Annotated in this window: 22 protein-coding genes and 1 tRNA gene; 13 read left to right on the forward strand and 10 right to left on the reverse strand. The window is 61.1% G+C overall.

Annotated elements, in window-relative coordinates; translation table 11 throughout:
* Window positions 1-6 precede the first annotated feature (6 nt).
* From ychF to lolB, 6 genes are all read right to left on the reverse strand, one after another.
* Complete coding sequence (ychF, locus tag C3F36_RS16985) at window positions 7-1,098, reverse strand: redox-regulated ATPase YchF (protein ID WP_010673843.1); 1,092 nt, start codon at window positions 1,096-1,098, stop codon at window positions 7-9.
* Window positions 1,099-1,229: 131 nt separating this feature from the next.
* On the reverse strand, window positions 1,230-1,826 hold the full coding sequence (pth, locus tag C3F36_RS16990; protein WP_048207164.1) for an aminoacyl-tRNA hydrolase: 597 nt from the start codon (window positions 1,824-1,826) through the stop codon (window positions 1,230-1,232).
* A 249-nt stretch (window positions 1,827-2,075) separates the two neighbouring features.
* Entirely contained in the window at window positions 2,076-3,023 is a 948-nt protein-coding gene (locus C3F36_RS16995; RefSeq protein ID WP_010673845.1) for a ribose-phosphate pyrophosphokinase, read from the reverse strand.
* Between the two features lie 239 nt (window positions 3,024-3,262).
* Window positions 3,263-3,337: transfer RNA gene (locus C3F36_RS17000), tRNA-Gln, on the reverse strand.
* The gene (gene ispE / locus C3F36_RS17005; protein ID WP_052130472.1) at window positions 3,317-4,195 is read right to left on the reverse strand and encodes a 4-(cytidine 5'-diphospho)-2-C-methyl-D-erythritol kinase; all 879 of its coding nucleotides are present in this window, start codon (window positions 4,193-4,195) and stop codon (window positions 3,317-3,319) included. Before ispE ends, C3F36_RS17000 begins: the two co-directional genes overlap by 21 nt.
* Window positions 4,195-4,773 carry a lipoprotein insertase outer membrane protein LolB gene (gene lolB / locus C3F36_RS17010; protein ID WP_199769610.1) on the reverse strand — a complete coding sequence of 193 codons (579 nt, stop codon included), beginning with the start codon at window positions 4,771-4,773 and terminating at the stop codon, window positions 4,195-4,197. Before lolB ends, ispE begins: the two co-directional genes overlap by 1 nt.
* A gap of 125 nt (window positions 4,774-4,898) precedes the next feature.
* Between lolB and hemA the strand changes: the two genes are divergently transcribed.
* From hemA to C3F36_RS17045, 7 genes are all read left to right on the forward strand, one after another.
* Window positions 4,899-6,158, forward strand: coding sequence for a glutamyl-tRNA reductase (gene hemA / locus C3F36_RS17015; RefSeq protein ID WP_041212583.1), 1,260 nt, complete (start codon window positions 4,899-4,901; stop codon window positions 6,156-6,158).
* A gap of 50 nt (window positions 6,159-6,208) precedes the next feature.
* Window positions 6,209-7,297: a peptide chain release factor 1 gene (gene prfA, locus C3F36_RS17020; RefSeq protein ID WP_104455506.1), complete on the forward strand. Its 1,089-nt coding sequence runs from the start codon at window positions 6,209-6,211 to the stop codon at window positions 7,295-7,297.
* Complete coding sequence (gene prmC / locus C3F36_RS17025; protein ID WP_069651507.1) at window positions 7,297-8,130, forward strand: peptide chain release factor N(5)-glutamine methyltransferase; 834 nt, start codon at window positions 7,297-7,299, stop codon at window positions 8,128-8,130. Before prfA ends, prmC begins: the two co-directional genes overlap by 1 nt.
* 41 nt (window positions 8,131-8,171) lie before the next feature.
* Window positions 8,172-8,555 (forward strand): SirB2 family protein, encoded by a 384-nt coding sequence (locus C3F36_RS17030; RefSeq protein ID WP_039039603.1) that lies wholly within the window; start codon window positions 8,172-8,174, stop codon window positions 8,553-8,555.
* 11 nt (window positions 8,556-8,566) lie between these two features.
* Entirely contained in the window at window positions 8,567-9,367 is an 801-nt protein-coding gene (locus tag C3F36_RS17035) for a SirB1 family protein (protein WP_042015581.1), read from the forward strand.
* Window positions 9,368-9,378: 11 nt separating this feature from the next.
* Entirely contained in the window at window positions 9,379-10,233 is an 855-nt protein-coding gene (gene kdsA, locus C3F36_RS17040) for a 3-deoxy-8-phosphooctulonate synthase (protein WP_039039605.1), read from the forward strand.
* Window positions 10,234-10,522: 289 nt separating this feature from the next.
* Complete coding sequence (locus C3F36_RS17045) at window positions 10,523-11,806, forward strand: dicarboxylate/amino acid:cation symporter (RefSeq protein WP_104455507.1); 1,284 nt, start codon at window positions 10,523-10,525, stop codon at window positions 11,804-11,806.
* Between the two features lie 80 nt (window positions 11,807-11,886).
* On the opposite strand, the gene grcA is transcribed toward C3F36_RS17045, so the two are convergent.
* Window positions 11,887-12,267: an autonomous glycyl radical cofactor GrcA gene (gene grcA, locus C3F36_RS17050; protein ID WP_010673855.1), complete on the reverse strand. Its 381-nt coding sequence runs from the start codon at window positions 12,265-12,267 to the stop codon at window positions 11,887-11,889.
* Window positions 12,268-12,868: 601 nt separating this feature from the next.
* On the opposite strand from grcA, the gene ung reads away from it, so the two are divergent.
* A complete protein-coding gene (ung, locus tag C3F36_RS17055; RefSeq protein ID WP_104455508.1) occupies window positions 12,869-13,549 on the forward strand; it encodes a uracil-DNA glycosylase in 681 nt (226 codons plus the stop codon).
* A gap of 160 nt (window positions 13,550-13,709) precedes the next feature.
* Entirely contained in the window at window positions 13,710-14,255 is a 546-nt protein-coding gene (locus tag C3F36_RS17060; RefSeq protein WP_041212588.1) for a hemerythrin domain-containing protein, read from the forward strand.
* Window positions 14,256-14,351: 96 nt separating this feature from the next.
* Here C3F36_RS17060 and C3F36_RS17065 read toward each other — a convergent pair whose 3' ends face one another.
* Window positions 14,352-14,531, reverse strand: a complete 180-nt coding sequence (locus C3F36_RS17065; RefSeq protein WP_010673858.1) for a DUF3545 family protein — start codon at window positions 14,529-14,531, stop codon at window positions 14,352-14,354.
* A 180-nt stretch (window positions 14,532-14,711) separates the two neighbouring features.
* Entirely contained in the window at window positions 14,712-15,662 is a 951-nt protein-coding gene (tal, locus tag C3F36_RS17070) for a transaldolase (protein WP_158656136.1), read from the reverse strand.
* A gap of 724 nt (window positions 15,663-16,386) precedes the next feature.
* On the opposite strand from tal, the gene C3F36_RS17075 reads away from it, so the two are divergent.
* The 4 genes from C3F36_RS17075 (at window position 16,387) to yidZ (ending at window position 21,657) form a co-directional block, all read left to right on the forward strand.
* Complete coding sequence (locus C3F36_RS17075; RefSeq protein ID WP_104455510.1) at window positions 16,387-17,817, forward strand: alanine/glycine:cation symporter family protein; 1,431 nt, start codon at window positions 16,387-16,389, stop codon at window positions 17,815-17,817.
* A 178-nt stretch (window positions 17,818-17,995) separates the two neighbouring features.
* A complete protein-coding gene (gene blaMOX, locus C3F36_RS17080; protein ID WP_052815126.1) occupies window positions 17,996-19,147 on the forward strand; it encodes a CMY-1/MOX family class C beta-lactamase in 1,152 nt (383 codons plus the stop codon).
* Between the two features lie 292 nt (window positions 19,148-19,439).
* Entirely contained in the window at window positions 19,440-20,606 is a 1,167-nt protein-coding gene (locus C3F36_RS17085; RefSeq protein ID WP_052815125.1) for an MdtL family multidrug efflux MFS transporter, read from the forward strand.
* A gap of 10 nt (window positions 20,607-20,616) precedes the next feature.
* Window positions 20,617-21,657 (forward strand): HTH-type transcriptional regulator YidZ, encoded by a 1,041-nt coding sequence (gene yidZ, locus C3F36_RS17090; protein WP_104455511.1) that lies wholly within the window; start codon window positions 20,617-20,619, stop codon window positions 21,655-21,657.
* Here the strand turns inward: yidZ and ruvX are convergent.
* On the reverse strand, window positions 21,654-22,076 hold the full coding sequence (gene ruvX / locus C3F36_RS17095; RefSeq protein ID WP_010673863.1) for a Holliday junction resolvase RuvX: 423 nt from the start codon (window positions 22,074-22,076) through the stop codon (window positions 21,654-21,656). The genes yidZ and ruvX overlap by 4 nt on opposite strands.
* Between the last annotated feature and the right edge of the window lie 45 nt (window positions 22,077-22,121).

The raw sequence follows: 22,121 nt of genomic DNA on the forward strand, positions 1-22,121 counted from the left end.
GATAAGTCAGACGTTGAACAGGAAGTTCATGATATCGCCATCCTTGACGATGTAGTCTTTCCCTTCCGCGCGCATCTTGCCTGCTTCCTTGGCGCCTTGCTCACCCTTGTAGGTGATAAAGTCGTCGAAGGCGATGGTCTGGGCGCGAATAAAGCCTTTTTCGAAGTCGGTGTGGATCTTGCCTGCGGCCTGCGGGGCGGTGGCGCCTACCGGAATGGTCCAGGCGCGCACTTCTTTCACACCGGCAGTGAAGTAGGTCTGCAACTTGAGCAGCTCGTATCCGGAGCGGATCACCCGGTTCAGGCCCGGTTCCTCGATGCCGAGATCCGCCATGAACTCGGCACGGTCTTCGTCGTCCAGCTCGGCGATGTCCGCCTCGATGGCGCAGCAGACGACCACGACAACGGCGTTTTCGGCGGCGGCTATCTCACGGACCTGATCCAGGTAGGGGTTGTTCTCGAAGCCATCTTCCGCCACGTTGGCGATGTACATGGTGGGTTTGAGGGTCAGGAAGTTGAGGTGGCTGACGGCGTCCAGCTCATCCTTGTCCAGCTTCATGCCGCGGATCATCTGGCCGTTTTCCAGGGCAACCTTGATCTTCTCCAGCACTTCCACTTCCAGCTTGGCATCCTTGTCGCCGCCCTTGGCACGCTTGGACTGGCGATTGATGGCGCGCTCGCAGGCATCCAGGTCGGAGAGGGCCAGCTCGGTGTTGATCACCTCGATGTCGTCGGCCGGGGAGACCTTGCCCGCCACGTGGACGATGTTCTCGTCCTCGAAGCAGCGCACCACGTGACCGATGGCTTCGGTTTCACGGATGTTGGCCAGGAACTGGTTGCCAAGGCCTTCGCCCTTGGAGGCACCGGCCACCAGGCCGGCGATGTCCACGAACTCCATGGTGGTCGGCACGACACGCTGCGGATTGATGATGGCCGCCAGCTGGTCGAGGCGGGGATCTGGCATGGGGACCACACCCGTGTTCGGCTCAATGGTGCAGAACGGGAAGTTGGCGGCTTCGATGCCGGCCTTGGTCAGCGCATTGAACAGGGTGGATTTGCCTACATTGGGCAGGCCCACGATACCGCATTTAAAACCCATGGATTGTTACCTTGTTGATGGATGCTTCAAGGGGCCGCGCGGGCGGCCCGTGTCGTGTTGCTTGACCCCGAGGCGAGGGATCTCGCCAGGGGCCGGTCATCTTGAACTGCCTGGCGATGCAGGCTGAAGGCCTAGACTTTCTCGGCCTTGAAGCTGTGCAGGCGATTCATGGCCTTGGTCATGTCCTGCTTGAACAGAATGTCGGTGGCGCGCAAGGATTCGTCCAGTGCGGCCTCGATCAGACTCTGCTCACTGCTGGGCGCCTTGGTCAGCACGAAGCCGGCGACCAGCTCCTTGGCGCCCGGATGGCCGATGCCAAGGCGCAGCCGGAAGAAGTTATTGTTGTTGCCCAGTCTGGCGATGATGTCCTTGAGGCCGTTATGGCCGCCGTGACCGCCCCCTTGCTTGAACTTGGCGATGCCGGGAGGCAGGTCCAGCTCGTCGTGGGCCACCAGGATCTCTTCCGGGGCGATCTGGTAGAAGCGCGCGAGCGCCGCCACGGCCTTGCCGGAGAGATTCATGTAGGTGTTCGGGATGAGCAGCCGCACATCCTGCCCGTCCACCAGGAAGCGGGCGGTGTGGCCGAAGAACTTGGGCTCTTCGCGCAGGCTGACATTGTGCCAGCGTGCCAGTTGCTCCACATACCAGGCCCCCGCATTGTGGCGGGTCTTGGCATATTCGGGGCCGGGATTACCCAGCCCGACAATCAGTTTGATTTGACTTGTCACGCTTGATGTCTTCACTCGCTACTTGCCATGGGCGGATGGCCCGGGGCAATGGGACGCAATATTCTAGCCGCCGAGTGGCGATCACTCAACCAAAGTGCGGCAAGGTCGGGGAAAAGCCGGACAGAAGGGCTCGGGTGGGGTGGCTCGTCCGAGGTTTTCGTCTCTTGCCGAGTGAAGGCTGGCGGTTGGCGCCAGGCACCCAAAAAAACAAAAACCGCCATTCGGCGGTTTTTGTCACGACAGGGTCTATCAATGCTCGAACATGGCAGAGATGGATTCTTCGTTGCTGATGCGGCGAATCGCTTCGGCCAGCACGGAGGAGAGGGTCAGCTGCTTGACCTTGCCGACTGCCTTCATCTCCGGGGTGAGCGGGATGGAGTCGGTGATGATCAGCTCGTCGATGACCGAATTCTTGATGTTTTCAACGGCGGTGCCGGAGAAGACTGGGTGGGTCGCATAGGCGAACACGCGCTTGGCACCACGCTCTTTCAGCGCTTCGGCCGCCTTGCACAGGGTGCCGCCGGTGTCGATCATGTCGTCGACGATGACGCAGTCACGACCGGCCACGTCGCCGATCAGGTGCATGACCTGGGAGACGTTCGGACGGGGACGACGCTTGTCGATGATGGCGATGTCGGTGTCGTCCAGCAGCTTGGCGATGGCACGGGCACGGACCACGCCGCCGATGTCCGGTGACACGACCACGGGGGATTCGAGGTTCTTGGCCTTCATGTCTTCCAGCAGCACCGGGCTGCCGAACACGTTGTCGACGGGGACGTCGAAGAAGCCCTGGATCTGCTCGGCATGCAGGTCAACGGTCAGCACACGGTCCACACCCACGCTGGAGAGGAAGTCGGCGACGACCTTGGCGGTGATGGGCACACGGGCGGAGCGGACGCGGCGGTCCTGACGGGCATAACCAAAGTAGGGGATAACGGCAGTGATACGGCCAGCTGAAGCACGACGCAGTGCATCCACCATGACGATCAATTCCATCAAATTGTCGTTGGTCGGGGCACAGGTGGATTGAATGATGAAGATATCGCCACCGCGTACATTCTCGTTGATCTGTACGCTGATCTCGCCGTCGCTAAAGCGACCTACGGCAGCATTGCCGAGTTTGATAAACAGGCGATCTGCGATCTTCTGGGCTAGTTCCGGCGTTGCGTTACCAGCAAACAGCTTCATGTCAGGCACGGTTTGAAACCTCGGGGTTGCATCCAGTATGTGGGGAGTCTGATTTTAGACCCGTATCGTTTGGGGGCAAACGATTTAGCAAGATGACGGACAAGGTCTCTGGGCGATGTCGAGGATGGCGTCTCATCACCCGCGGGGTGGGTGGACGGGAATCCACCTTGAGCGCCATCGCGTCAGATTGGCCCAAGACACATCGACGAGGTCAACACCTCCCGATGCGGCCTCAACAAGGAGAGAGTTGGCTGGGGTACTAGGATTCGAACCTAGGAATGGCGAGATCAAAACCCGCTGCCTTACCGCTTGGCGATACCCCAATCACTCACTTGTTGCAAAGTGACGAAGAGTGGTGATATGTTCTCGCCCTTGGCGACAAACCCATCCCAGCCTTCCGGCACTCTTGCCAACACCTTCCGAGCAGCCATTTCGTCTTCAAATCGAGCAAAGACGCAGGCGCCAGTGCCCGTCATTCTTGACGGCGCGTATTCTAGCAACCAGCCGAGCGCATTGGCAACCTCGGGGTGGCGCTTTTTCACCAGCAGTTCGCAATCGTTTTTCCACTCTCCTGCCAGCAGATTGTCCAGGGTCATCTTGGGGGTGTTGCGGGGCAGGTCGGGATCCTGGAACACGGCGGCGGTGGCCACATGGCAATCCGGCTTGAGTACCAGGTACCAGGCATCCGGTACCGCGATCTGTTGCAACCGCTCCCCCACGCCCTCGGCGAAGGCGGCCTTGCCCCGCACGAACACCGGCACGTCGGCGCCCAGCTGTACGCCGAGCTCGGCCAGCTCGTCTTCACTCAAGCCGGCTTGCCAGAGGTGGTTCAAGGCCACGAGGGTGGTGGCCGCGTCCGACGAGCCGCCCCCGATGCCACCGCCCATGGGCAGTACCTTCTCCAGCCGGATATGGGCTCCCTGCGGACTGGCCAACCGGCTCTGCAACAGTCGCGCAGCCCTGATGATGAGGTTTTGTTCATCGGGCACGCCGGGAATGGCCGGGCTCAAGGTGAGCTGGTCGCTGCCGGGGATCGGCTCGAATTCGAGCCAGTCGCCGTGGTTGAGAAAGATGAAGAGGGTCTGCAGTTCGTGGTAGCCATCGGGGCGGCGGCCGTTGACGTGCAGGAAGAGGTTGAGCTTGGCCGGGGCTGGCCAGCGGATCGGCGCCTGGTCGTGCATCATGGTGCCAGGATCCACTCGTTGATCTGCAGCTTGAGACGGCTCTCCTGCCCGGTCATAGTGAGCAGGTGGGGCAGGCGATAGCCGTCTTGATCCCGATAGTCCCCGTAGACGATCTGCCACTGGCCGTCGCGCACGCTGGCGAGGCTGGCATCGGGGTTGAGCTCGAATTCGGCCTGCCCCGGCAATCCCTTGATCCACTCAGGCAGCCCGGCCACCGGAATGTGCCAGCCGGTGAGCTGATAGACCAGGAGCTCGGCATCCTGGCTCTGGTGCTGTTTTCCGTCGTTGTCGAGCAGAGTCACCTCGCCGCCGGTGCGGGAGAGTTCCAGAATATGGGTGCCGATGAGGCTGGTGAGGTTGAGGCGATAGTCGTCGCCGTTTTGCTGCCAGTTGAGGCGAGCGCTGCCCTTCTGGCGGGCGGTGATGATGGCCATTTTGCCCGACAACTGCCAGTGTGTGAGGCGTTCGAGGCGGGCGCGCTCCTGCTGCCAGTTGACCTGATCCCGCTGGGGTTGGGTGGTGGTACAGCCCGCCAGCACCAGCAGGCAGGCGAGGGAGAAGATACGCAACAACAAGGTGGAGCTCCGCAGATGAGGTTTGCGACAGTATAAGGGGCGGCCGTATTGCTTTTAAAGACTTACCCTTTCTCGTACAATTGTCGGCCTCTACACCCTGTGCATGAAACGATCATCACCCACCCATGAGTCTGCTTGCCCTCGGAATCAACCACAACACCGCCAGTGTCGCCTTGCGGGAGCGGGTCGCCTTTGGCCCGGACCGCATCGATCGCGCCCTGCGTGAGCTGGTGGAGCAGCCTGGCGTCAGCGAGGCGGTGATTGTCTCCACCTGCAACCGCACCGAGCTCTATTGCAGCCTGGAGCAGGGGCAGGGGGAGCAGGTGCTGAACTGGTTGCAGCGGTTCCACGCGCTGGAGGCGAGCGAGGTGCTCTCCGCCATCTACCGGCACCAGGACGAGGAAGCGGTGCGGCACCTGATGCGGGTGGCCTGCGGCCTCGACTCCCTGGTGCTCGGGGAGCCGCAGATCCTGGGGCAGATCAAGCAATCCTACGCCCACGCCCAGCAGGCGGATGCGGTGAAAGGATCCCTGGAGCGCCTGTTCCAGAAATCCTTCTCGGTGGCCAAACGGGTGCGCACTGACACCGAGATCGGCGCCAGCGCGGTGTCGGTGGCCTTTGCCGCCGTGAGCCTGGCCCGCCGTATCTTCTCCGATCTCTCCCAGACCAAGGTGCTGCTGGTGGGCGCCGGCGAAACCATCGAACTGGTGGCCCGCCACCTGCGCGAGCAGAGCGTGACCCGGATGATGGTGGCGAACCGCACCCTGCAACGGGCCCAGTTGCTGGCAGAGGAGTTCGGTGCCCAGGTAATGACGCTCGAAGAGATCCCGGACTACCTGCACGAGGCGGACATCGTCATCAGCTCCACGGCAAGCCCCCTGCCCATCATCGGCAAGGGCATGGTGGAGCGGGCGCTCAAGGCGCGTCGTTTCAAGCCCATGTTCCTGGTGGACATCGCCGTGCCCCGCGACATCGAAGCCGAGGTGGACGAGCTCTCCGATGCCTATCTCTACACGGTGGACGATCTGCAGGGCATCATCGAGCAGAACCTGGAGACCCGCAAGCGGGCGGCCGCCGAGGCGGAACTCATCGTGCAGGAAGAGCGCGACGAGTTCATGGGCTGGTATCGCAGCCAGCACTCGGTGGATCTCATTCGCGATTATCGCCATCAGTCACAGCAGGTCGCGGACGAAGAGTTGCAGCGGGCCCTGCTGGCCCTGCAACAGGGTGAAAATGCCGAGCAGGCGCTCAAGGCCATGGCCCATCGCCTCACCAACAAGCTGATCCACGCACCGACCCAGGCCCTGCGCCAGGCCGCCGCCCAGGGGGACAGCCACAAGCTGGCCCAACTGCGTCAGGTGCTGGGATTGTCACAAGAATCATAGTGTTGGGACGGCCCTTTGCCGTCCCGTCCTCCATCGAGAATCCAAGAGTCATGAACCCCTCATTGATCAGAAAGCTGGAAGGCCTCATCGAGCGCCATGAAGAAGTACAGGCCCTGCTCGGGGAGCCCGGGGTCGCCTCGGATCAGGACAGATACCGCGCCCTGACCCGGGAATACGCCCAGCTGGAAGATATCGTTCACGCCTTCCAGCGTTTCCGCCAGGCCGAAGAGAACCTCGAGACCACCCGGCTGATGCTGGAGGAAGAGGATGCCGAGCTGCGGGAGATGGCGCAAGAGGAACTGCAGCTCGCCAAGGCGACCTTCGAGGAGCAGGAGCAGGCGCTTCAGGTGATGCTGTTGCCGCGCGACCCCAAGGATGACAACAACTGCTATCTGGAGATCCGCGCCGGTGCCGGTGGCGACGAGGCGGCCATTTTCGCGGGGGATCTGTTCCGCATGTACTCCCGCTACGCCGAGCGTCAGGGGTGGCGTGTCTCCATCGTCAGCTGCAATGACGGCGAACACGGCGGCTACAAGGAGGTGATCGCCAAGGTGGACGGCGAGCACGTCTACGGCCGCCTCAAGTTCGAGTCCGGCGGCCACCGGGTGCAGCGAGTCCCCGAGACCGAATCCCAGGGCCGGGTGCACACCTCCGCCTGTACCGTGGCCGTGCTGCCGGAAGTGCCGGAAGCCGAGCAGGTGGAGATCAACCCCTCCGAGCTGAAGATCGACACCTTCCGCGCCTCCGGTGCCGGCGGCCAGCACGTCAACAAGACCGACTCCGCCATCCGCATCACCCACCTGCCCACCGGGCTGGTGGTGGAGTGCCAGGACGAGCGCTCCCAGCACAAGAACCGCGCCAAGGCGATGTCGGTGCTCTCCGCTCGCCTGCAGGCGGCCGAGGACGAACGCCACCGCGCCGCCGAGCAGAGTACCCGCCGCAACCTGGTGGGCTCCGGGGATCGCTCCGAGCGCATCCGCACCTACAACTATCCCCAGGGGCGTCTCTCCGAGCACCGGATCAACCTCACCCTCTATCGTCTGGGCGACATCCTGGAAGGGGATCTGGACTGCGTGATCACCCCCCTGGTGCAGGAGTATCAGGCGGATCAGCTCGCCTCCCTGGCCGAGAGCAACTGATGCAGATCCAGCAGGCCCGCGCCCATATCATGGCGACCCTGGCCTCCGGGGAATCCCCCCGTGCCGACGCCGATGCCCTGCTCTGTCATCTGCTGGATTGTCGGCGCAGCTATCTGATGACCTGGCCGGAGCACGAGCTCGATGCCGCCCAGCAGGCGACCCTGGCGGGCTGGCTTGCCCGTCGCCTCAATGGTGAGCCCATTGCCCACCTCATCGGCGAGCGGGAGTTCTGGTCGCTGCCGCTGAAAGTGAGCCCGGCCACCCTGATCCCGCGCCCCGATACCGAGGTGCTGGTGGAACAGGCGCTGGCCCGCCTGCCGGGCGGCCCCTGCGCCCTGCTGGATCTGGGCACGGGCACCGGTGCCATCGCCCTTGCACTCAAGTCTGAGCGACCGGATGCCGATGTATGGGCGGTGGACAGGATGCCGGCCGCGGCCGCGTTGGCCCGCACCAACAGCGCCGCCCTGGGGCTGCCCATCGAAGTGCGCGACGGCAGCTGGTTTGCGCCGCTCTCGGATGCACCGCGCTTTGCGATGATCGTCTCCAACCCGCCTTACATCGACGGGACGGATCCCCATCTTCACGAGGGGGACGTGCGCTTCGAGCCGCGCTCCGCCCTGGTGGCGGAGGAGCAGGGGCTGGCGGATATCCGCCTCATCGTCACCCAGGCGCCCGCCCATCTGGTGCCAGGTGGCTGGCTGTTGCTGGAACACGGCTGGGATCAGGGGGAGGCGGTGCGTCAACTCCTGCTGCAACAAGGCTACGTCCAGGTGGAAACCGTGCGCGATTACGGCGATAACGAGCGGGTGACCCTGGGGTGCCTGGCTCAGTGATATGACGGGCGGCCCGGTCTGCCCCTGTTCAAGGAAATCTTATGTATGTTGTTCTCAAGCATCTGCACCTCACCCTGATTGCCGGGGCCGTGCTGATGTTTATCCTGCGCTTTTACTGGTTGCAGACCGGCTCCGCGCTGGCAGGGGGCGCCCGCACCCTCAAGATCAGCGGCTGGCTCAACGGCCTGGTGGTGCTCTCCGGTGTGCTGCTCTGCATGGTGCTGGGTCTCAACCCCCTCAACAACGCCATCCCCTGGCTGGCCGAGAAGCTGACATCCATCCTGGTGGTGGCGTTTCTGGCCATGATGGCGCTGCGTCTGGCCCGCAGCAACGGCATCCGCTGGTTTGCCTTCCTGGGCGCACTGGGGTGGATCTTCTTTATCGCCAAGCTTGCGGTGCAAAAGCAGGCCAGCCTGTTCGGCTAGGAAGGATGACGATGATACGTGTGGATGAGTGGACCGACTTCGAGGCTCACGATCTTGCCGAGCTGGCGCTGTCGGTGAGCGACGAGATCCGGGGCCATGGCGGCACGGGAGAGGCCGAGCTTGCCCTCCTCGATGCCTGGCTGGACGAGACGATTGCCGAGGGAGACTGCGACGAGGTGCGCCGTCAGCTGTTGCAGGGTTTCTACCAGACCCTGGGCTTTCGTGGCGACTGGCAGGATTACTTCTCGTCCGCCAACTGCGATCTGGACCAGGTGCTGGCAAGGCGCAAGGGGATCCCGGTCAGTCTCGGCATCCTCCTCATCCAGCTGGGTCGCAAGATAGGGCTGGATGTGGAGGGGATCTGCTTCCCCGGCCATTTCCTCCTGAGTTTTGCCGGTCTGGACGGGGAGGTCTATGTGGACCCCTTCAACGGTGATGAACTGAGCCGGCACCGAATCGAACTGCTGCTGCGCGGTGCCCTCGGCAACCTGGCGAGTCTGAGCGATGATCATCTGCAGCCATCGGGGCAGTGGGAGATCATCGAGCGCTTGCTCAATGTCAGCAAGGGCGCCCTGCTGCGCGAGGAGCGCATGACGGAGGCGTTGCGCTGCAGCGAGCTGCTGCTGCGCATGAAGCCCGGCGATCCGCTGGAGACGCGGGATCGGGGCTTCATCTATGAGCAACTCGATTGCCCGCGCTTTGCCGCCGACGATTTCGAATACTTTATTGAACAATGCCCTGATGATCCCGTGGCCGATGTGCTGAAAACCCAGCTGGCCACCCTGGACCTCAGTCCCAAGCCCCTCCATTAAGGATCCCTGAGATGGAACAGAAGAATATCAAGGTCAACCAGATCGACGTCGCCAACGACAAACCTTTCGTGCTGTTCGGCGGCATGAACGTGCTGGAATCCCGCGACATGGCGATGGCGGTGTGCGAGAAGTACGTGGAAGTGACCAGCAAGCTCGGCATCCCGTTCGTGTTCAAGGCGAGCTGGGACAAGGCCAACCGCTCCTCCATCCACTCCTATCGCGGCCCGGGTCTGGAAGAGGGGATGAAGATCTTCCAGGAGCTGAAAGCGACCTTCGGCATGCCGGTGATCTCCGATCTGCATGAGCCCCATCAGGCCAAACCGGTCGCCGAGGTGGTCGACGTCATCCAGCTGCCCGCCTTCCTGGCGCGCCAGACCGATCTGGTGGAGGCCATGGCCCGCACCGGCAACGTCATCAACATCAAGAAGCCGCAATTCCTGAGCCCAAGCCAGATGAAGAACATCACCGACAAGTTCGAGGAGTGTGGCAACGATCGCCTGATCCTCTGCGAGCGCGGTGCCAACTTCGGCTATGACAACCTGGTAGTGGACATGCTGGGTCTGGGCGTCATGAAGAAGAGCACCGGCGGCTATCCGGTCATCTTTGACGTCACCCACTCCCTGCAGTGCCGTGATCCCCTGGGGGCGGCCTCCGGCGGTCGCCGCGAGCAGGTGACCGAGCTGGCTCGTGCCGGCATGGCGGTGGGCCTGGCCGGTCTCTTTATCGAATCCCACCCGGATCCGAAAATTGCCCGCTGCGACGGCCCGAGCGCCCTGCCGCTGGAGAAGCTGGAAGGCTTCCTCAAGCAGATGAAGGCCATCGACGATCTCGTCAAGGGCTTCGAGCCCCTCGATACCTCCGCCTGATCGCGATTTTTACTATCAAAAATGCCCCGCCATGCGGGGCATTTTTATTTCCGTCATTTTCATTTGGTGCTCTTCGGCGTCCATTGCGACCATGTTTCCGTGGTGTTAATGATGTTAAATATGTTGTGTGATTGATGTCTCTTATTTGCTTCTTATGACATGCAAAAGTAGCGACCGTCAGGATGGCAAAAAGGTATGAAGCGGGTGAGATAACCCTATTTCTCGCCGCAGACTGCTGCATGCGTTATTTGCTGTCAGTGGAGTCACACTTATTAACAGGACGTTGAACATGCACAAGAAAATTGTCAGTAGCCTCTATTTTCAGGTGATATTGGCAATCACCATCGGAATATGTCTGGGACATGTCTATCCGAGTCTGGGCGCAGATATGAAACCCCTTGGTGATGGCTTCGTTAAATTAATCAAGATGATCATCGCCCCCGTCATTTTCTGTACCGTGGTCACCGGCATTGCCGGCATGGAAAGCATGAAGGCGGTGGGCAAAACCGGTGCCATTGCGCTGATCTATTTTGAAGTGGTGAGCACCCTGGCCCTGATCATCGGTCTGTGCGTGGTCAACGTGCTGCAGCCCGGGGCCGGTATGAACGTGGATCCCTCCTCACTCGACGCCAGCGCCATCTCCGTCTATGCGGATCAGGCCCAGTCCCAGGGGATAATTCCCTTCCTGCTGGATGTGATACCGGCCAGCGTCATCGGTGCCTTTGCCGGCGGCAATATACTCCAGGTGTTGCTGTTTGCCGTCCTGTTCGGATTTTCCCTGCATCATATCGGGGAGAAGGGAAAACCCATCTTCAATATCATCGATGGTTTCTCCCAGGTTATTTTCGGCATCATCAACATGATCATGAAACTGGCGCCGATCGGGGCATTTGGTGCCATGGCATTTACCATAGGGAAATACGGTATTGGTTCTTTGGTGCAGCTGGGGAAATTAATTGCTAGCTTCTATCTGACCTGCCTGCTGTTTATTTTCCTGGTGCTCGGCAGTATCGCCAAAGCCAATGGCTTCAGCATTGTGCGCTTTATTGCCTATATCCGGGAAGAGCTGTTGATCGTGCTCGGAACATCCTCGTCGGAATCCGTATTGCCGCGCATGCTGGTGAAAATGGAGGCGCTGGGCTGCAAGAAATCGGTGGTGGGTCTGGTGATCCCGACCGGTTACTCATTCAACCTGGACGGCACCTCCATCTATCTGACCATGGCCGCCGTCTTCATCGCCCAGGCGACCAACACCCCGCTGGACCTGTTCCATCAGTTCACCCTGCTGGTGGTGCTGCTTATCTCCTCCAAGGGGGCGGCCGGAGTCACGGGGAGTGGCTTCATCGTGCTGGCAGCCACCATCTCGGCGGTAGGGCATCTGCCGCTGGCCGGGCTGGCGCTGATCCTCGGGATTGATCGCTTCATGTCGGAGGCGCGCGCCCTGACCAACCTCATTGGCAACGGGGTGGCGACCCTGGTGGTGGCCCGTTACTGCGATCAGCTCGACGAGGCCACCATGCAGGACGCCCTGGCGAAACCCGTGGCGGTCATGCCGGTGGACCTGCGAAGCTGACCCAGGTTCCGGCGGCGATCATCACCCATGAAAAAACGGCCCGAGGGGGCCGTTTTTTTAATCTCTTTACGCAGGGCGCCTTACAGGCTCTGGGTGAAGGTGCGGGTTACCACGTCACGCTGCTGCTCCGGGGTCAGGGCGTTGAAACGCACAGCGTAACCGGAGACGCGGATGGTGAGCTGCGGGTATTTTTCCGGGTTGGCGATGGCGTCTTCCAGGGTTTCGCGGCGCAGTACGTTGACGTTCAAGTGCTGACCCCCTTCGACCACAGGCTCTTGCTGAACCGGCAGTTCACGGTATTCGAATTGACCCAGGTCGGAGAGGCTGACTTCCTGATCGGCGGCAAAGCTGTCGCCCTTGGCGCAGATGCAGCGAGCCTGTTGTTTCTCTTCGTCCAGCAGCCAGAAAGAGTTCAGCAGAGCGGCGTTAGCGGACTGGGTGATTTGGATGCCCTTGATCATGATATGACTCCTCATAGGAAAGCGGATTCAACGGTAAGCACATTACCCTGATGTTTTTAAACCACCTCTTGGAAGGAATGATTTAACGGGGCCTTGCCTTACACCTTTACGTCGTTGGGGCCATATATACCACGACGGTAATATTGCGAAAATTGATCCAAATCAATAAAATCCCATTTTGCGTGCATTGAAAGGGATTAAATCATTGAGTTGAATCAAAAACAGATCATTTTTCTGTTTTTGTAAGATATATGAATTATGCATTTTTTATTATTCATATCTAGTAATTTAACTACACCTTTAGGGTTTATTTCTGGCGTCAGCGAAAACCGGCCTGTCCGAAGGACGTCCTGTTATTCCTGTGTCGACGCAGTACCGGTCATTGCCCGTGAACGCCGCCGCCACTTCCCAGGCTGGCAAGGCTGAGCCTGACCTCCATGCGGTTGCGTCTTGGGGGCGAGGACCCTATCCTGAGCCCCTTGCTCTATTGACCGAGGAGATAGCGGTGCCAAGCTGGACAGAAGGCGGGGAGTGGGGAGAGGGAGAGGCTGGCATGCCAGCCAGGATGGAAGGAGTGGATTCGCAACGAGAGGAGACGGGTGTGCTGACCTGGAAAGATGTGATTGGTTCGGAGAAAGAGCAGGCGTATTTCATGGACACCCTGGCCACCGTCAGGACCGAGCGGGAGGCGGGCAAGGTGATCTATCCCCCGGCGACCGAGGTATTCAATGCCTTCAAACTGACCGAGCTGGATGACGTCAAGGTGGTGATCCTGGGGCAGGATCCCTATCACGGCCCGGATCAGGCGCACGGCCTCTGTTTCTCCGTCTTGCCCGGAGTGCGCACGCCGCCGTCCCTCGTCAACATCTACAAGGAGATGCAGCGGGATCTGCCGGGTTTTGTCACACCCAATCACGGCTTCCTGGAATCCTGGGCCAGACAGGGAGTGCTGCTGCTCAATACGGTGCTGACGGTACAGGCGGGCATGGCGCACTCTCACGCCCACCTGGGGTGGGAGACTTTTACCGATCGAGTCATCGAGCGGATCAATGCCCATTGCCAGGGAGTCGTCTTCCTGCTGTGGGGCGCTCATGCCCAGAAGAAAGGGCGCTTCATCGACCGGTCGCGCCACCATGTGCTGAGCGCCCCCCATCCCAGCCCGCTCTCTGCCCATCGCGGTTTCATCGGTTGCGGCCACTTCTCCGAGGCCAATCGCCTGCTGGTCCAGCAGGGACGCAGTCCCATCGACTGGCTCTCGGTCTGCGCCGATCCGGCGGCCTGACGCCGCGCATGCACAGGGGAAATGGTGTCCCCTGTGCCCCCTGTGGTGAGAGGCTGGTGCAGCCGCGGTCTGCATCCGACTTGATTGAGTGCAAAGTTCAGGCAATAAATGACCGTATACTCGAGACAGACGTTTTCTCATTTCAGTGCAAGGAGTGCCCATGTTATCCAGTCTGCATAAGGACCACCTCAACATCACCCGGTTGCTGACGCTGCTCAAGCAAAAGCTGGCGGCCATTCGCAATGAGCAGCCGGTAAGCTACTTCCTGCTGCGGGATGTGGTGGATTATCTGCGCGAGGTATCCGACAAGTATCACCACCCGAAGGAAGACATGATTTATGACTACTACCTGAAATACAGGGTGGTGGAGGGGGAGGTGGCCAACCGGCTGCACGAGGAGCACGCCCGTCTGCTGGATGCAGGGACCGAGCTCAAGGAGATGGTGGAGATGATCCTGATGGATGCGGTCATCCCGCTGGATCAGTTCGTGGCCCGTCTGGAGCAGTTCATCGAGCAGCAGGAGGCGCACATGAACTATGAGGAAGGGGTCATCTTCCCCCATCTGCGCGACTCCCTGACCGAGGATGACTGGCGTCATCTCGAACAGCTCTGGCAGAACCGGGCCATCAATGATCCCCTGTTCGGGGCGGAGGTAAGCCAGCACTTCCAGGCGCTGGCCAAACAGCTCTCGCTGCCTGCAGCCTGACAGGAGGTTCACCCATAAAAACAGCGCCCCGGTCAATCCGGGGCGCTGTTTTTATGGCTCCACTCGCTGGAGTGAAACATGGGCGACGTGGGCGTATCAGAGCTCCAGGTCGTCCGATCCTTCATAGGCGATGTCGATGGCCTGCAGCTCCTTTTGCAGGCGGTGCTTGTCTTTAAGCGCCTCAATCTCACGCCATTTGCGTTTTTTTCCCGTTGTCCCGCGGCTACGTGAACCCAGCTCAACGACCTCGTCAAAATCGAAGTTGAACATGTCCATGGCTCCCTCCTTGGTTTTATGGTTTTCACCATCCGTATAACACGACGCCTTTGAAAATAAAACGTTTTTATGACGAAGTTGTGACAACCGGAAACAGGCACAAAAAAACCGGGCTGCCCTTTCGGGAGCCCGGTTTTTGCAGCGCCACTTCGCTCTGTGAGAGCCGTGTGGCGAGCGGCCTTACAGGTGGCTTGCCAGCATGGTTTCCAGCTTGCCCTGGTCGATGGCGAACAGGCGGATGCCTTCCCCCAGCTTCTCGACGGCCATGGCGTCCTGGTTCAGCTCCCAGCGGAATTCGGCTTCGGTCATCGGGGCCGGTTTGGCTGTGCGCTCGCCGGTGTAGTCCAGTTTGCGCACCACGGTGCCTTCGGCCTTGCTCAGCTCTTCCAGCAAAGCGGGGCCAATGGTCAGGCGGTCGCAGCCGGCCAGTTCCAGGATTTCGCCGGTGTTGCGGAAGCTCGCGCCCATGACCACGGTCGGGTAGTCGTGCTGCTTGTAGTAGTTGTAGATGGCGGTGACGGAGACCACGCCCGGATCTTCACTGGCGGTGTAATCACGGCCGTTTTTGGCCTTGTACCAGTCGAGGATGCGACCGACGAAGGGGGAGATGAGGAAGGCGCCGGCTTCGGCACAGGCACGAGCCTGGGCGAAGGAGAACAGCAGGGTCAGGTTGCACTGGATACCCTCTTTCTCCAGCACCTCGGCGGCACGGATCCCTTCCCAGGTGGAGGCCAGCTTGATCAGGATGCGATCATTGCTGATGCCGGCTTCGTTGTAGAGGCGGATCAGCTTGCGGGCCTTGGCGATGCTGGCATTGGTGTCGAAGGAGAGGCGTGCGTCCACTTCGGTGGAGATGCGGCCCGGGACGATTTTCAGCACTTCGAGGCCGATGTTGACCGCCAGCTTGTCGCCTGCGTCGATGATTTGCTGTGCCTTGTCCTGGCTCTGGGATTTGGCCCAGGCAATGGCGTCCTGGATCAGGGCTGCGTACTCGGGGATCTCGGAGGCCTTGAGTACCAGAGAGGGGTTGGTGGTGGCATCGATGGGCTGGTAGCGCTTGATGGCTTCGATGTCGCCGGTATCGGCAACCACTGTGGTCAGGGCTTTCAGCTGGGTCAATTTATCGGCCATGGCAAATATCATCTCTTTATGAGGGAGCAATCCCAGGGTGGTGGGCATGAGACGGCAGTTCTGAAATTAAATTACAAGATCCCGGCGGCTCAGGCTCAGAAAGGGGCGATGGGCAGGCCCCATCGTCATTGCCTGCCTAATTAATACGGATGTGGCGCATCCTGCAATAGGGGGGCTTGTATGCGAATCAGCCAGGTGGTGAAAGCGGTACCGGCTGTCGGGTGAAAGTATTTGATAAAAAAAGAGTTTTATTCATGGTGTGGCGGCTGGCTCCGACATGGAAAAGCGCAATTATTTTGGTGGATTCATGAATTTGTGCGGGAGGTCACACAAATAGTTCTGTCAGCTACTTGAAATTTAATTACGTGTAAAACGTTTTGCGTTACAACCCCTTGCCGATGAGGCATGAGAGGCAAACGCTTGTCTCCCTGATGTCGTTTCACTCAGCGGTTTTTACCCCCATGGGATGAGTTGTAAAATGGTTCTCTATTGGCTCTAATTTGTGAGGGGCTGGGTTGCACATCAATTTTTGTTGATTTATTGCGTGCTAAATGAAGCTTTTTTGCATCAAATTGCTCGTTTTTTGTCTCCCCAGTGAGCCCTGTCACTATTCTGAATTCCCTCGCTATGCTAGATTCCGCCCCTTCGGCGCAATGCTGGTTCGGAAATTGACAGAGAGCGGTCAGCGCAGACTGGCCATGGATGTGATAACAACGAGAGAATTATGGACACCTTGATTGCAATGATTAACGACCTGATGTGGGGAGCCGTGCTCATTTACCTGCTGATCGGGGTCGGTATCTTCTTTACCTTCCGCCTGGGCTTTATCCAGATCCGCCACTTCGGCCACATGTTCTCGGTCCTGCGCAATAGTCGCAAATCCGACAGCGCCGGCATCTCCTCCTTCCAGGCTCTGTGTACCAGCCTGGCGGCACGCGTCGGGACGGGCAATCTGGCCGGTGTGGCCGTCGCCATCTATCTGGGTGGCCCTGGCGCCGTCTTCTGGATGTGGCTGATCGCCTTCATCGGCATGGCCACCGCCTTCGTGGAAAGCACCCTGGCCCAGCTCTACAAGGTCAAGGATGAGGATGGCAACTACCGCGGCGGCCCCGCCTACTACATGGAGCGCGGCCTCGGCATGCGCTGGATGGGGGTGGTCTTCTCCCTCTGCCTGCTGCTGGCCTTCGGTCTGGTGTTCAACGCGGTGCAGGCCAACTCCATCAGCCTGGCCATGAACGTCGCCTTCGGCATCCCTGATTGGGTGAGCGGTCTGGCCCTGGTGGTGCTCTCCGGTCTCATCATCTTCGGCGGCATTCGCGGCATCGCCCGCTTTGCCGAGCTGGTGGTGCCCTTCATGGCGCTCGCCTACATCCTGATGGCGCTGTTCGTGGTGGCCATGAACATCAGCGAGCTGCCCGGCGTGCTGGCCCTGATCATCAAGTCTGCGTTCGGCATCGAGCAGGCGGGTTCCGGCGCCATGGGCTATGCCATCTCCCAGGCGATGATCAACGGCATCAAGCGCGGCCTCTTCTCCAACGAGGCGGGCATGGGCTCTGCCCCCAACGCTGCCGCCACCGCCACCCCCTATCCGCCGCACCCGGCCTCCCAGGGTTATGTGCAGATGCTGGGTGTCTTCCTCGATACCATCGTCATCTGTACCTGTACTGCCGCCATCATCCTGATGTCCGGCCAGTTCGAGCCGGGCTCCGGTGTGACCGGTGTCGAGCTGACCCAGCGTGCGCTCTCCTCCCAGGTGGGCGGCGGTGGCAACATCTTCATCGCAGCGGCCATCTTCTTCTTCGCCTTCACCTCCATCGTGGCGAACTACTCCTATGCGGAGACCAACCTGGTGTTCCTCGAGCACAACCACAAGGGTGGCCTGATGCTGTTCCGGATGTTCGTGCTGGGCATGGTGATGTTCGGCTCCGTGGGCGAACTGCCGACCGTGTGGGCTCTGGCGGATGTCTCCATGGGGCTGATGGCCATCGTCAACCTGGTGGCCATCCTGCTGCTCTCCGGCGTCGCCATCAAGCTGGCTAAGGACTACAACGACCAGCTCAAGGTGGGCCGCGTGCCGACCTTCGATGCCAACAAATACCCCGAGCTGCGCAGCCAGCTGGAAGAGGGGATCTGGGACAATCCGGGCAAGAAATAAGCCTGCGTTGCAAGGTGATTGAAGGGGAGCCATGGCTCCCCTTTTTCATGGGTAAAAAGAGGGGCGGCTTCACACTGACTTCACAGAGCCTCATCGGCAGCACACCTCGCGGGACTATGCTGGGTTCATCACTCGCCGCCATGGCGATACCTTGCTAACGACAGTCAGGAGACATGCAATGCAACAACGACAATCCATCCTGTGGGGCGCTCTGGCCACCCTGATGTGGGCCGGTCTGGCTCATGCCGGTGACAAGGCGGCGACCGATCCCCTGCGCCCCGTGGTGGATGCCAGCATCCGGCCGCTACTCAAGGAGCACAGGATCCCGGGCATGGCGGTGGCCGTGCTCAAGGATGGCAAGGCCCACTATTTCAACTACGGTGTGGCCGATCGGGAGCGCGCAGTCGGTGTCAGCGAGCAGACCCTGTTCGAGATAGGCTCCGTGAGCAAGACCCTGACCGCGACGCTGGGGGCCTACGCCGTGGTGCAGGGGAGCTTCGAGCTCGATGACAAGGCGAGTCTGTTCGCCCCCTGGCTCAAGGGATCCGCCTTTGACAACATCACCATGGGGGAGCTGGCTACCTACAGCGCGGGCGGCTTGCCGCTGCAATTCCCCGAGGAGGTGGATTCGCTCGAGAAGATGCAGGCCTACTACCGCCAGTGGACCCCAGCCTACTCGCCGGGTTCCCATCGCCAGTACGCCAACCCCAGCATCGGGCTCTTTGGCTATCTGGCGGCGAGCAGCATGAAGCAGCCGTTCGATCGCCTGATGGAGCAGACGATCCTGCCGGGGCTTGGCCTGTACCATACCTACCTCAATGTGCCCGAGCAGGCCATGGGGCACTACGCCTACGGCTACTCGAAGGAGGACAAGCCCATCCGCGTCACTCCCGGCATGCTGGCGGACGAGGCCTACGGCATCAAGACCAGCTCGGCGGATCTGCTGCGCTTTGTGAAGGCGAACATCAGCGGGGTGGATAATGCGGCCATGCAGCAGGCCATCGACCTGACTCACCAGGGCCAGTATGCGGTGGGGGAGATGACCCAGGGACTGGGCTGGGAGCGTTACGCCTATCCCGTCAGCGAGCAGACGCTGCTGGCGGGCAACTCCCCGGCGATGATTTACAATGCGAACCCGGCTGCGCCCGCGCCCGCTGCAACAGGGCACCCTGTGCTCTTCAACAAGACCGGCTCGACCAACGGCTTCGGGGCCTATGTGGCCTTCGTGCCGGCCAAAGGGATCGGCATCGTCATGCTGGCCAATCGCAACTACCCCAACGAGGCACGCATCAAGGCGGCTCACGCCATCCTGACGCAACTGGCCAGGTAATGGTGCGCCTTCGCTGAGCCTTGAGGGCACGTCGCATCGCGGCGTGCCCGTTACCTCGGACCCGACCCCTCAAGGGCGACCTGGCAGGGGGCGGGTCGATGAGCATGCCAGTCCGGGCCTCTCCTGCGGGAGATGTCCGGATTGGCATCCACCGAGTGCCATCTCGTCACTAGGCCCTGGTAGGCCGCCCGCTCTATAGTGCCCGGCATCTTCCTCTGCTTTTGCAGGATTGAGTTGTCAATCTCGCTGACAGCGCACCTGTGATGGTGAAACCTGCTGCTATGGAGCCTTCATGGGTTTGTTTCTGCTGTGTACTTTTCTGATGATCATCCTCTATCCCCTCGGGATCGATCTCTATCTGGTGGCCGTCCCCCGCATTGCGCAAACCCTGCAGGGGAGCGAGGCGCAGATCCACACCGCTTTTTCCATCTATCTGCTGGGCATGGCGGCTACCGTGCTGCCGGGGGGCATGCTGGCGGATCGCCATGGCAGGCGCCCCGTGGTACTGGGGGGCGCCCTCATCTTCGTGGTCGCCTCCCTGGTGGCGGCGGAGGCGACCGGCATCGCCCAGTTTTATCTGGGGCGTTTCTGGCAAGGGGTGGGCGCTGGAGCGCTCTACATCATGACCTTCACCGTGCTGCGGGATGTGCTGAGCCAGGCGCGCCTCGCGATGGCCCTCTCCCTCATCAACGGCGTGATCTGCGTCATTCCGGTGCTGGCTCCCGTACTCGGTTATCTCATCCTGTCGCACTTCGAGTGGCGCGGCATCTTCGTGGGCATGGCGCTGGTGGCCGCCATCAGTGCCATGGTCAACCTGCGACTGCTCAAGGAGACCCGCCCCGCCCGCCAGCCTGCGGGGGCATCGCCGCTGGCCCTGCTGGGCACGGCCCCCTTCATGCAGCGCGCCTTGCTGACCAGCGCCAGCGTGACCGCCATCCTGGTCTATGTGAGCGTCTCGCCCCTCGTCCTGATGACCACGTTCGGCCTGCCTCCCGAGCAGTACACCCGGCTGATGATGGCGATGGCCGGGGTGAGCATGTCCGCTTCCTTCCTGACCCCCTTGCTGCTGCGCTGGCTCGGCAAGGCAAGGGTGCTGGCGCTCTCCCACCTCGCCTACCTGCTGGCCTTGCTCGCCCTGTTGTGCAGCAGTGGGCCCGAAGGCGGCCTGTCCTGGCTGCTGGCGGGGTGTGCCCTGGTCTGCATCGGGTTTTCCTGCGGGTTCGGGGTGGCGATGGGGGAGGCGCTGGATGTGTGCGGGGATCGGGTGGCATCGGCCAGTGCCCTGCTCTGCATCATGCAGATAGGGTTGTCCGGGCTCTTCATCTGGGGGATGGGCCATCTGGGGATGCCTGCGCTCTGGATGCTGATCCTGGCACTCCTGCTGGCGCTGCTCGGTTACCTGGTGGTGAAGGTGCTGCTACCATGGCGTGCGATCCGGCGAGTACGGGCTCGGGGATAGGAGAGACGCGATGCGCAATCTGGGTGAACTCGATTTGAACCTGCTGGTGGTCTTCAGGCACCTGATGCAGGAGCGCAGCGTGGCGGGGGCGGCCAAGAAGCTGTGTGTCACCCCGTCGGCGGTGAGCAAGGCGCTCGGCAAGCTGCGGGACTGGTTCGGGGATCCCCTCTTCGTGCGCGTGCGCCAGGGCTTGCAGCCGACCAACCTCTCCCTGACCCTGGCAGAGGAGCTCAAGACCTGGTTCCAGCTCACCGAGAGCATCAGCACCCTCAACAGCGAGGCGATCCCCGAGGGGGCCCGCTTCAGTCTGGTGATGGAGTCCCCCTTCGGCATCAGCTTCCTGAGCGAGCTGCCCACGACCATCTACCAGAAGTACCCCCACTCCGTGGTCAGGATGCTGGGCTGGGATCACCACTCCCTCAACGACATCGTCAACGGAGAGGCGGATCTCGGCTTCTGCGCCCGGGAGACCCACGGCCGCTCCCATGCCAGGGTCAACCGGCTGCCCTATTACATCGATCACGAGGTGCTGTTCTGCGATCGTCCCGTGGTGTTCCTGCGCAAGGATCACCCCTTGCTCGGGCAGACGTGGTCGCTGACCCGCTTTCTGGCCTGCCCCCAGGTGAGCGTGGTGTGGGAGGCCAGCGACAGCTGGGCACTGGATGATCTGCTGGAGGACGAAGGCCACAGGCGGCAGGTGCCCATCATGGTGGCGAGCTTCGAGCAGGCGCTGCACATCGCCGCCCAAAAGAGCCATGAGCTGATCGCCGTGGTGCCTTCATATTGCGCGGACTATGCCGCCAGACATCACCCCGACCTCATCCCCATGCCGTTGCCGCTGGAAGAGTCTCTCTATGCCCAGCTGGAGATCGCCTTCATCCTGCTGTGGCACAAGCGCCACAATCAGGATGCCAAGGTGATGTGGTTGCGGGGGGAGATCCGGCGGCTCTATGGCCTGGCCGCGGCGGGGATGACGCGTTTTGCCTGGGGCGGGCCCATGGAGAGCGGGGCGGCGAAAGAGAAGCAAGGGGGAGGAGGCTCCCCGGTTTAGTCGTACTGCTCTTCCATCCAGGCTTCGACGATGAGCTGGGCGGAGACGCCGTCCACGCTCCCCTTGTCCAGCGCCTTGTAGCCGCCACGTTCAAACAGGCGGGCGCGGGCATCCGTGGTGGTGAGCCGCTCGTCCTTGAACTCCACCGGCTTGCCGAAGCGGCCGTGCAGGCGATTGCCGAACTTGCGGGCCCGCACCGTGATCTCCTGGTCCGTGCCATCCATGTTGAGCGGCAGACCGACGATCAGCAGATCCGGTTGCCACTCCTTGATCAGCTTCTCTATCTCGTCCCAGTTGGGGATGCCGTCGTTGGCCTTGAGGGAGCGAAGGGGGCGGGCGCTGCCCGTGAGCTCCTGGCCAATGGCGACACCGATGCTCTTGGTGCCGTAGTCAAAGCCCATGATGCTGCGTGATGACATGGGGTCTCCTCGAAATGGATGGATAAATGAAGGGGGAAGCCCCCC

Origin of the sequence: Aeromonas sp. ASNIH2, from assembly GCF_002934795.1 — a bacterium.
Classification (GTDB): Bacteria; Pseudomonadota; Gammaproteobacteria; order Enterobacterales; family Aeromonadaceae; genus Aeromonas; species Aeromonas caviae.

Excerpts from the sequence above, each read along its gene's own strand:
- ychF (WP_010673843.1), bottom strand. The coding sequence starts at position 1,098 with ATGGGTTTTAAATGCGGTATCGTGGGCCTGCCCAATGTAGGCAAATCC.
- ispE (WP_052130472.1), bottom strand. The coding sequence starts at position 4,195 with ATGCACGACCAGGCGCCGATCCGCTGGCCAGCCCCGGCCAAGCTCAAC.
- hemA (WP_041212583.1), top strand. The coding sequence starts at position 4,899 with ATGAGTCTGCTTGCCCTCGGAATCAACCACAACACCGCCAGTGTCGCC.
- prfA (WP_104455506.1), top strand. The coding sequence starts at position 6,209 with ATGAACCCCTCATTGATCAGAAAGCTGGAAGGCCTCATCGAGCGCCAT.
- prmC (WP_069651507.1), top strand. The coding sequence starts at position 7,297 with ATGCAGATCCAGCAGGCCCGCGCCCATATCATGGCGACCCTGGCCTCC.
- C3F36_RS17030 (WP_039039603.1), top strand. The coding sequence starts at position 8,172 with ATGTATGTTGTTCTCAAGCATCTGCACCTCACCCTGATTGCCGGGGCC.
- C3F36_RS17035 (WP_042015581.1), top strand. The coding sequence starts at position 8,567 with ATGATACGTGTGGATGAGTGGACCGACTTCGAGGCTCACGATCTTGCC.
- kdsA (WP_039039605.1), top strand. The coding sequence starts at position 9,379 with ATGGAACAGAAGAATATCAAGGTCAACCAGATCGACGTCGCCAACGAC.
- C3F36_RS17045 (WP_104455507.1), top strand. The coding sequence starts at position 10,523 with ATGCACAAGAAAATTGTCAGTAGCCTCTATTTTCAGGTGATATTGGCA.
- grcA (WP_010673855.1), bottom strand. The coding sequence starts at position 12,267 with ATGATCAAGGGCATCCAAATCACCCAGTCCGCTAACGCCGCTCTGCTG.
- C3F36_RS17060 (WP_041212588.1), top strand. The coding sequence starts at position 13,710 with ATGTTATCCAGTCTGCATAAGGACCACCTCAACATCACCCGGTTGCTG.
- C3F36_RS17065 (WP_010673858.1), bottom strand. The coding sequence starts at position 14,531 with ATGGACATGTTCAACTTCGATTTTGACGAGGTCGTTGAGCTGGGTTCA.
- tal (WP_158656136.1), bottom strand. The coding sequence starts at position 15,662 with ATGGCCGATAAATTGACCCAGCTGAAAGCCCTGACCACAGTGGTTGCC.
- C3F36_RS17075 (WP_104455510.1), top strand. The coding sequence starts at position 16,387 with ATGGACACCTTGATTGCAATGATTAACGACCTGATGTGGGGAGCCGTG.
- blaMOX (WP_052815126.1), top strand. The coding sequence starts at position 17,996 with ATGCAACAACGACAATCCATCCTGTGGGGCGCTCTGGCCACCCTGATG.
- C3F36_RS17085 (WP_052815125.1), top strand. The coding sequence starts at position 19,440 with ATGGGTTTGTTTCTGCTGTGTACTTTTCTGATGATCATCCTCTATCCC.
- yidZ (WP_104455511.1), top strand. The coding sequence starts at position 20,617 with ATGCGCAATCTGGGTGAACTCGATTTGAACCTGCTGGTGGTCTTCAGG.
- ruvX (WP_010673863.1), bottom strand. The coding sequence starts at position 22,076 with ATGTCATCACGCAGCATCATGGGCTTTGACTACGGCACCAAGAGCATC.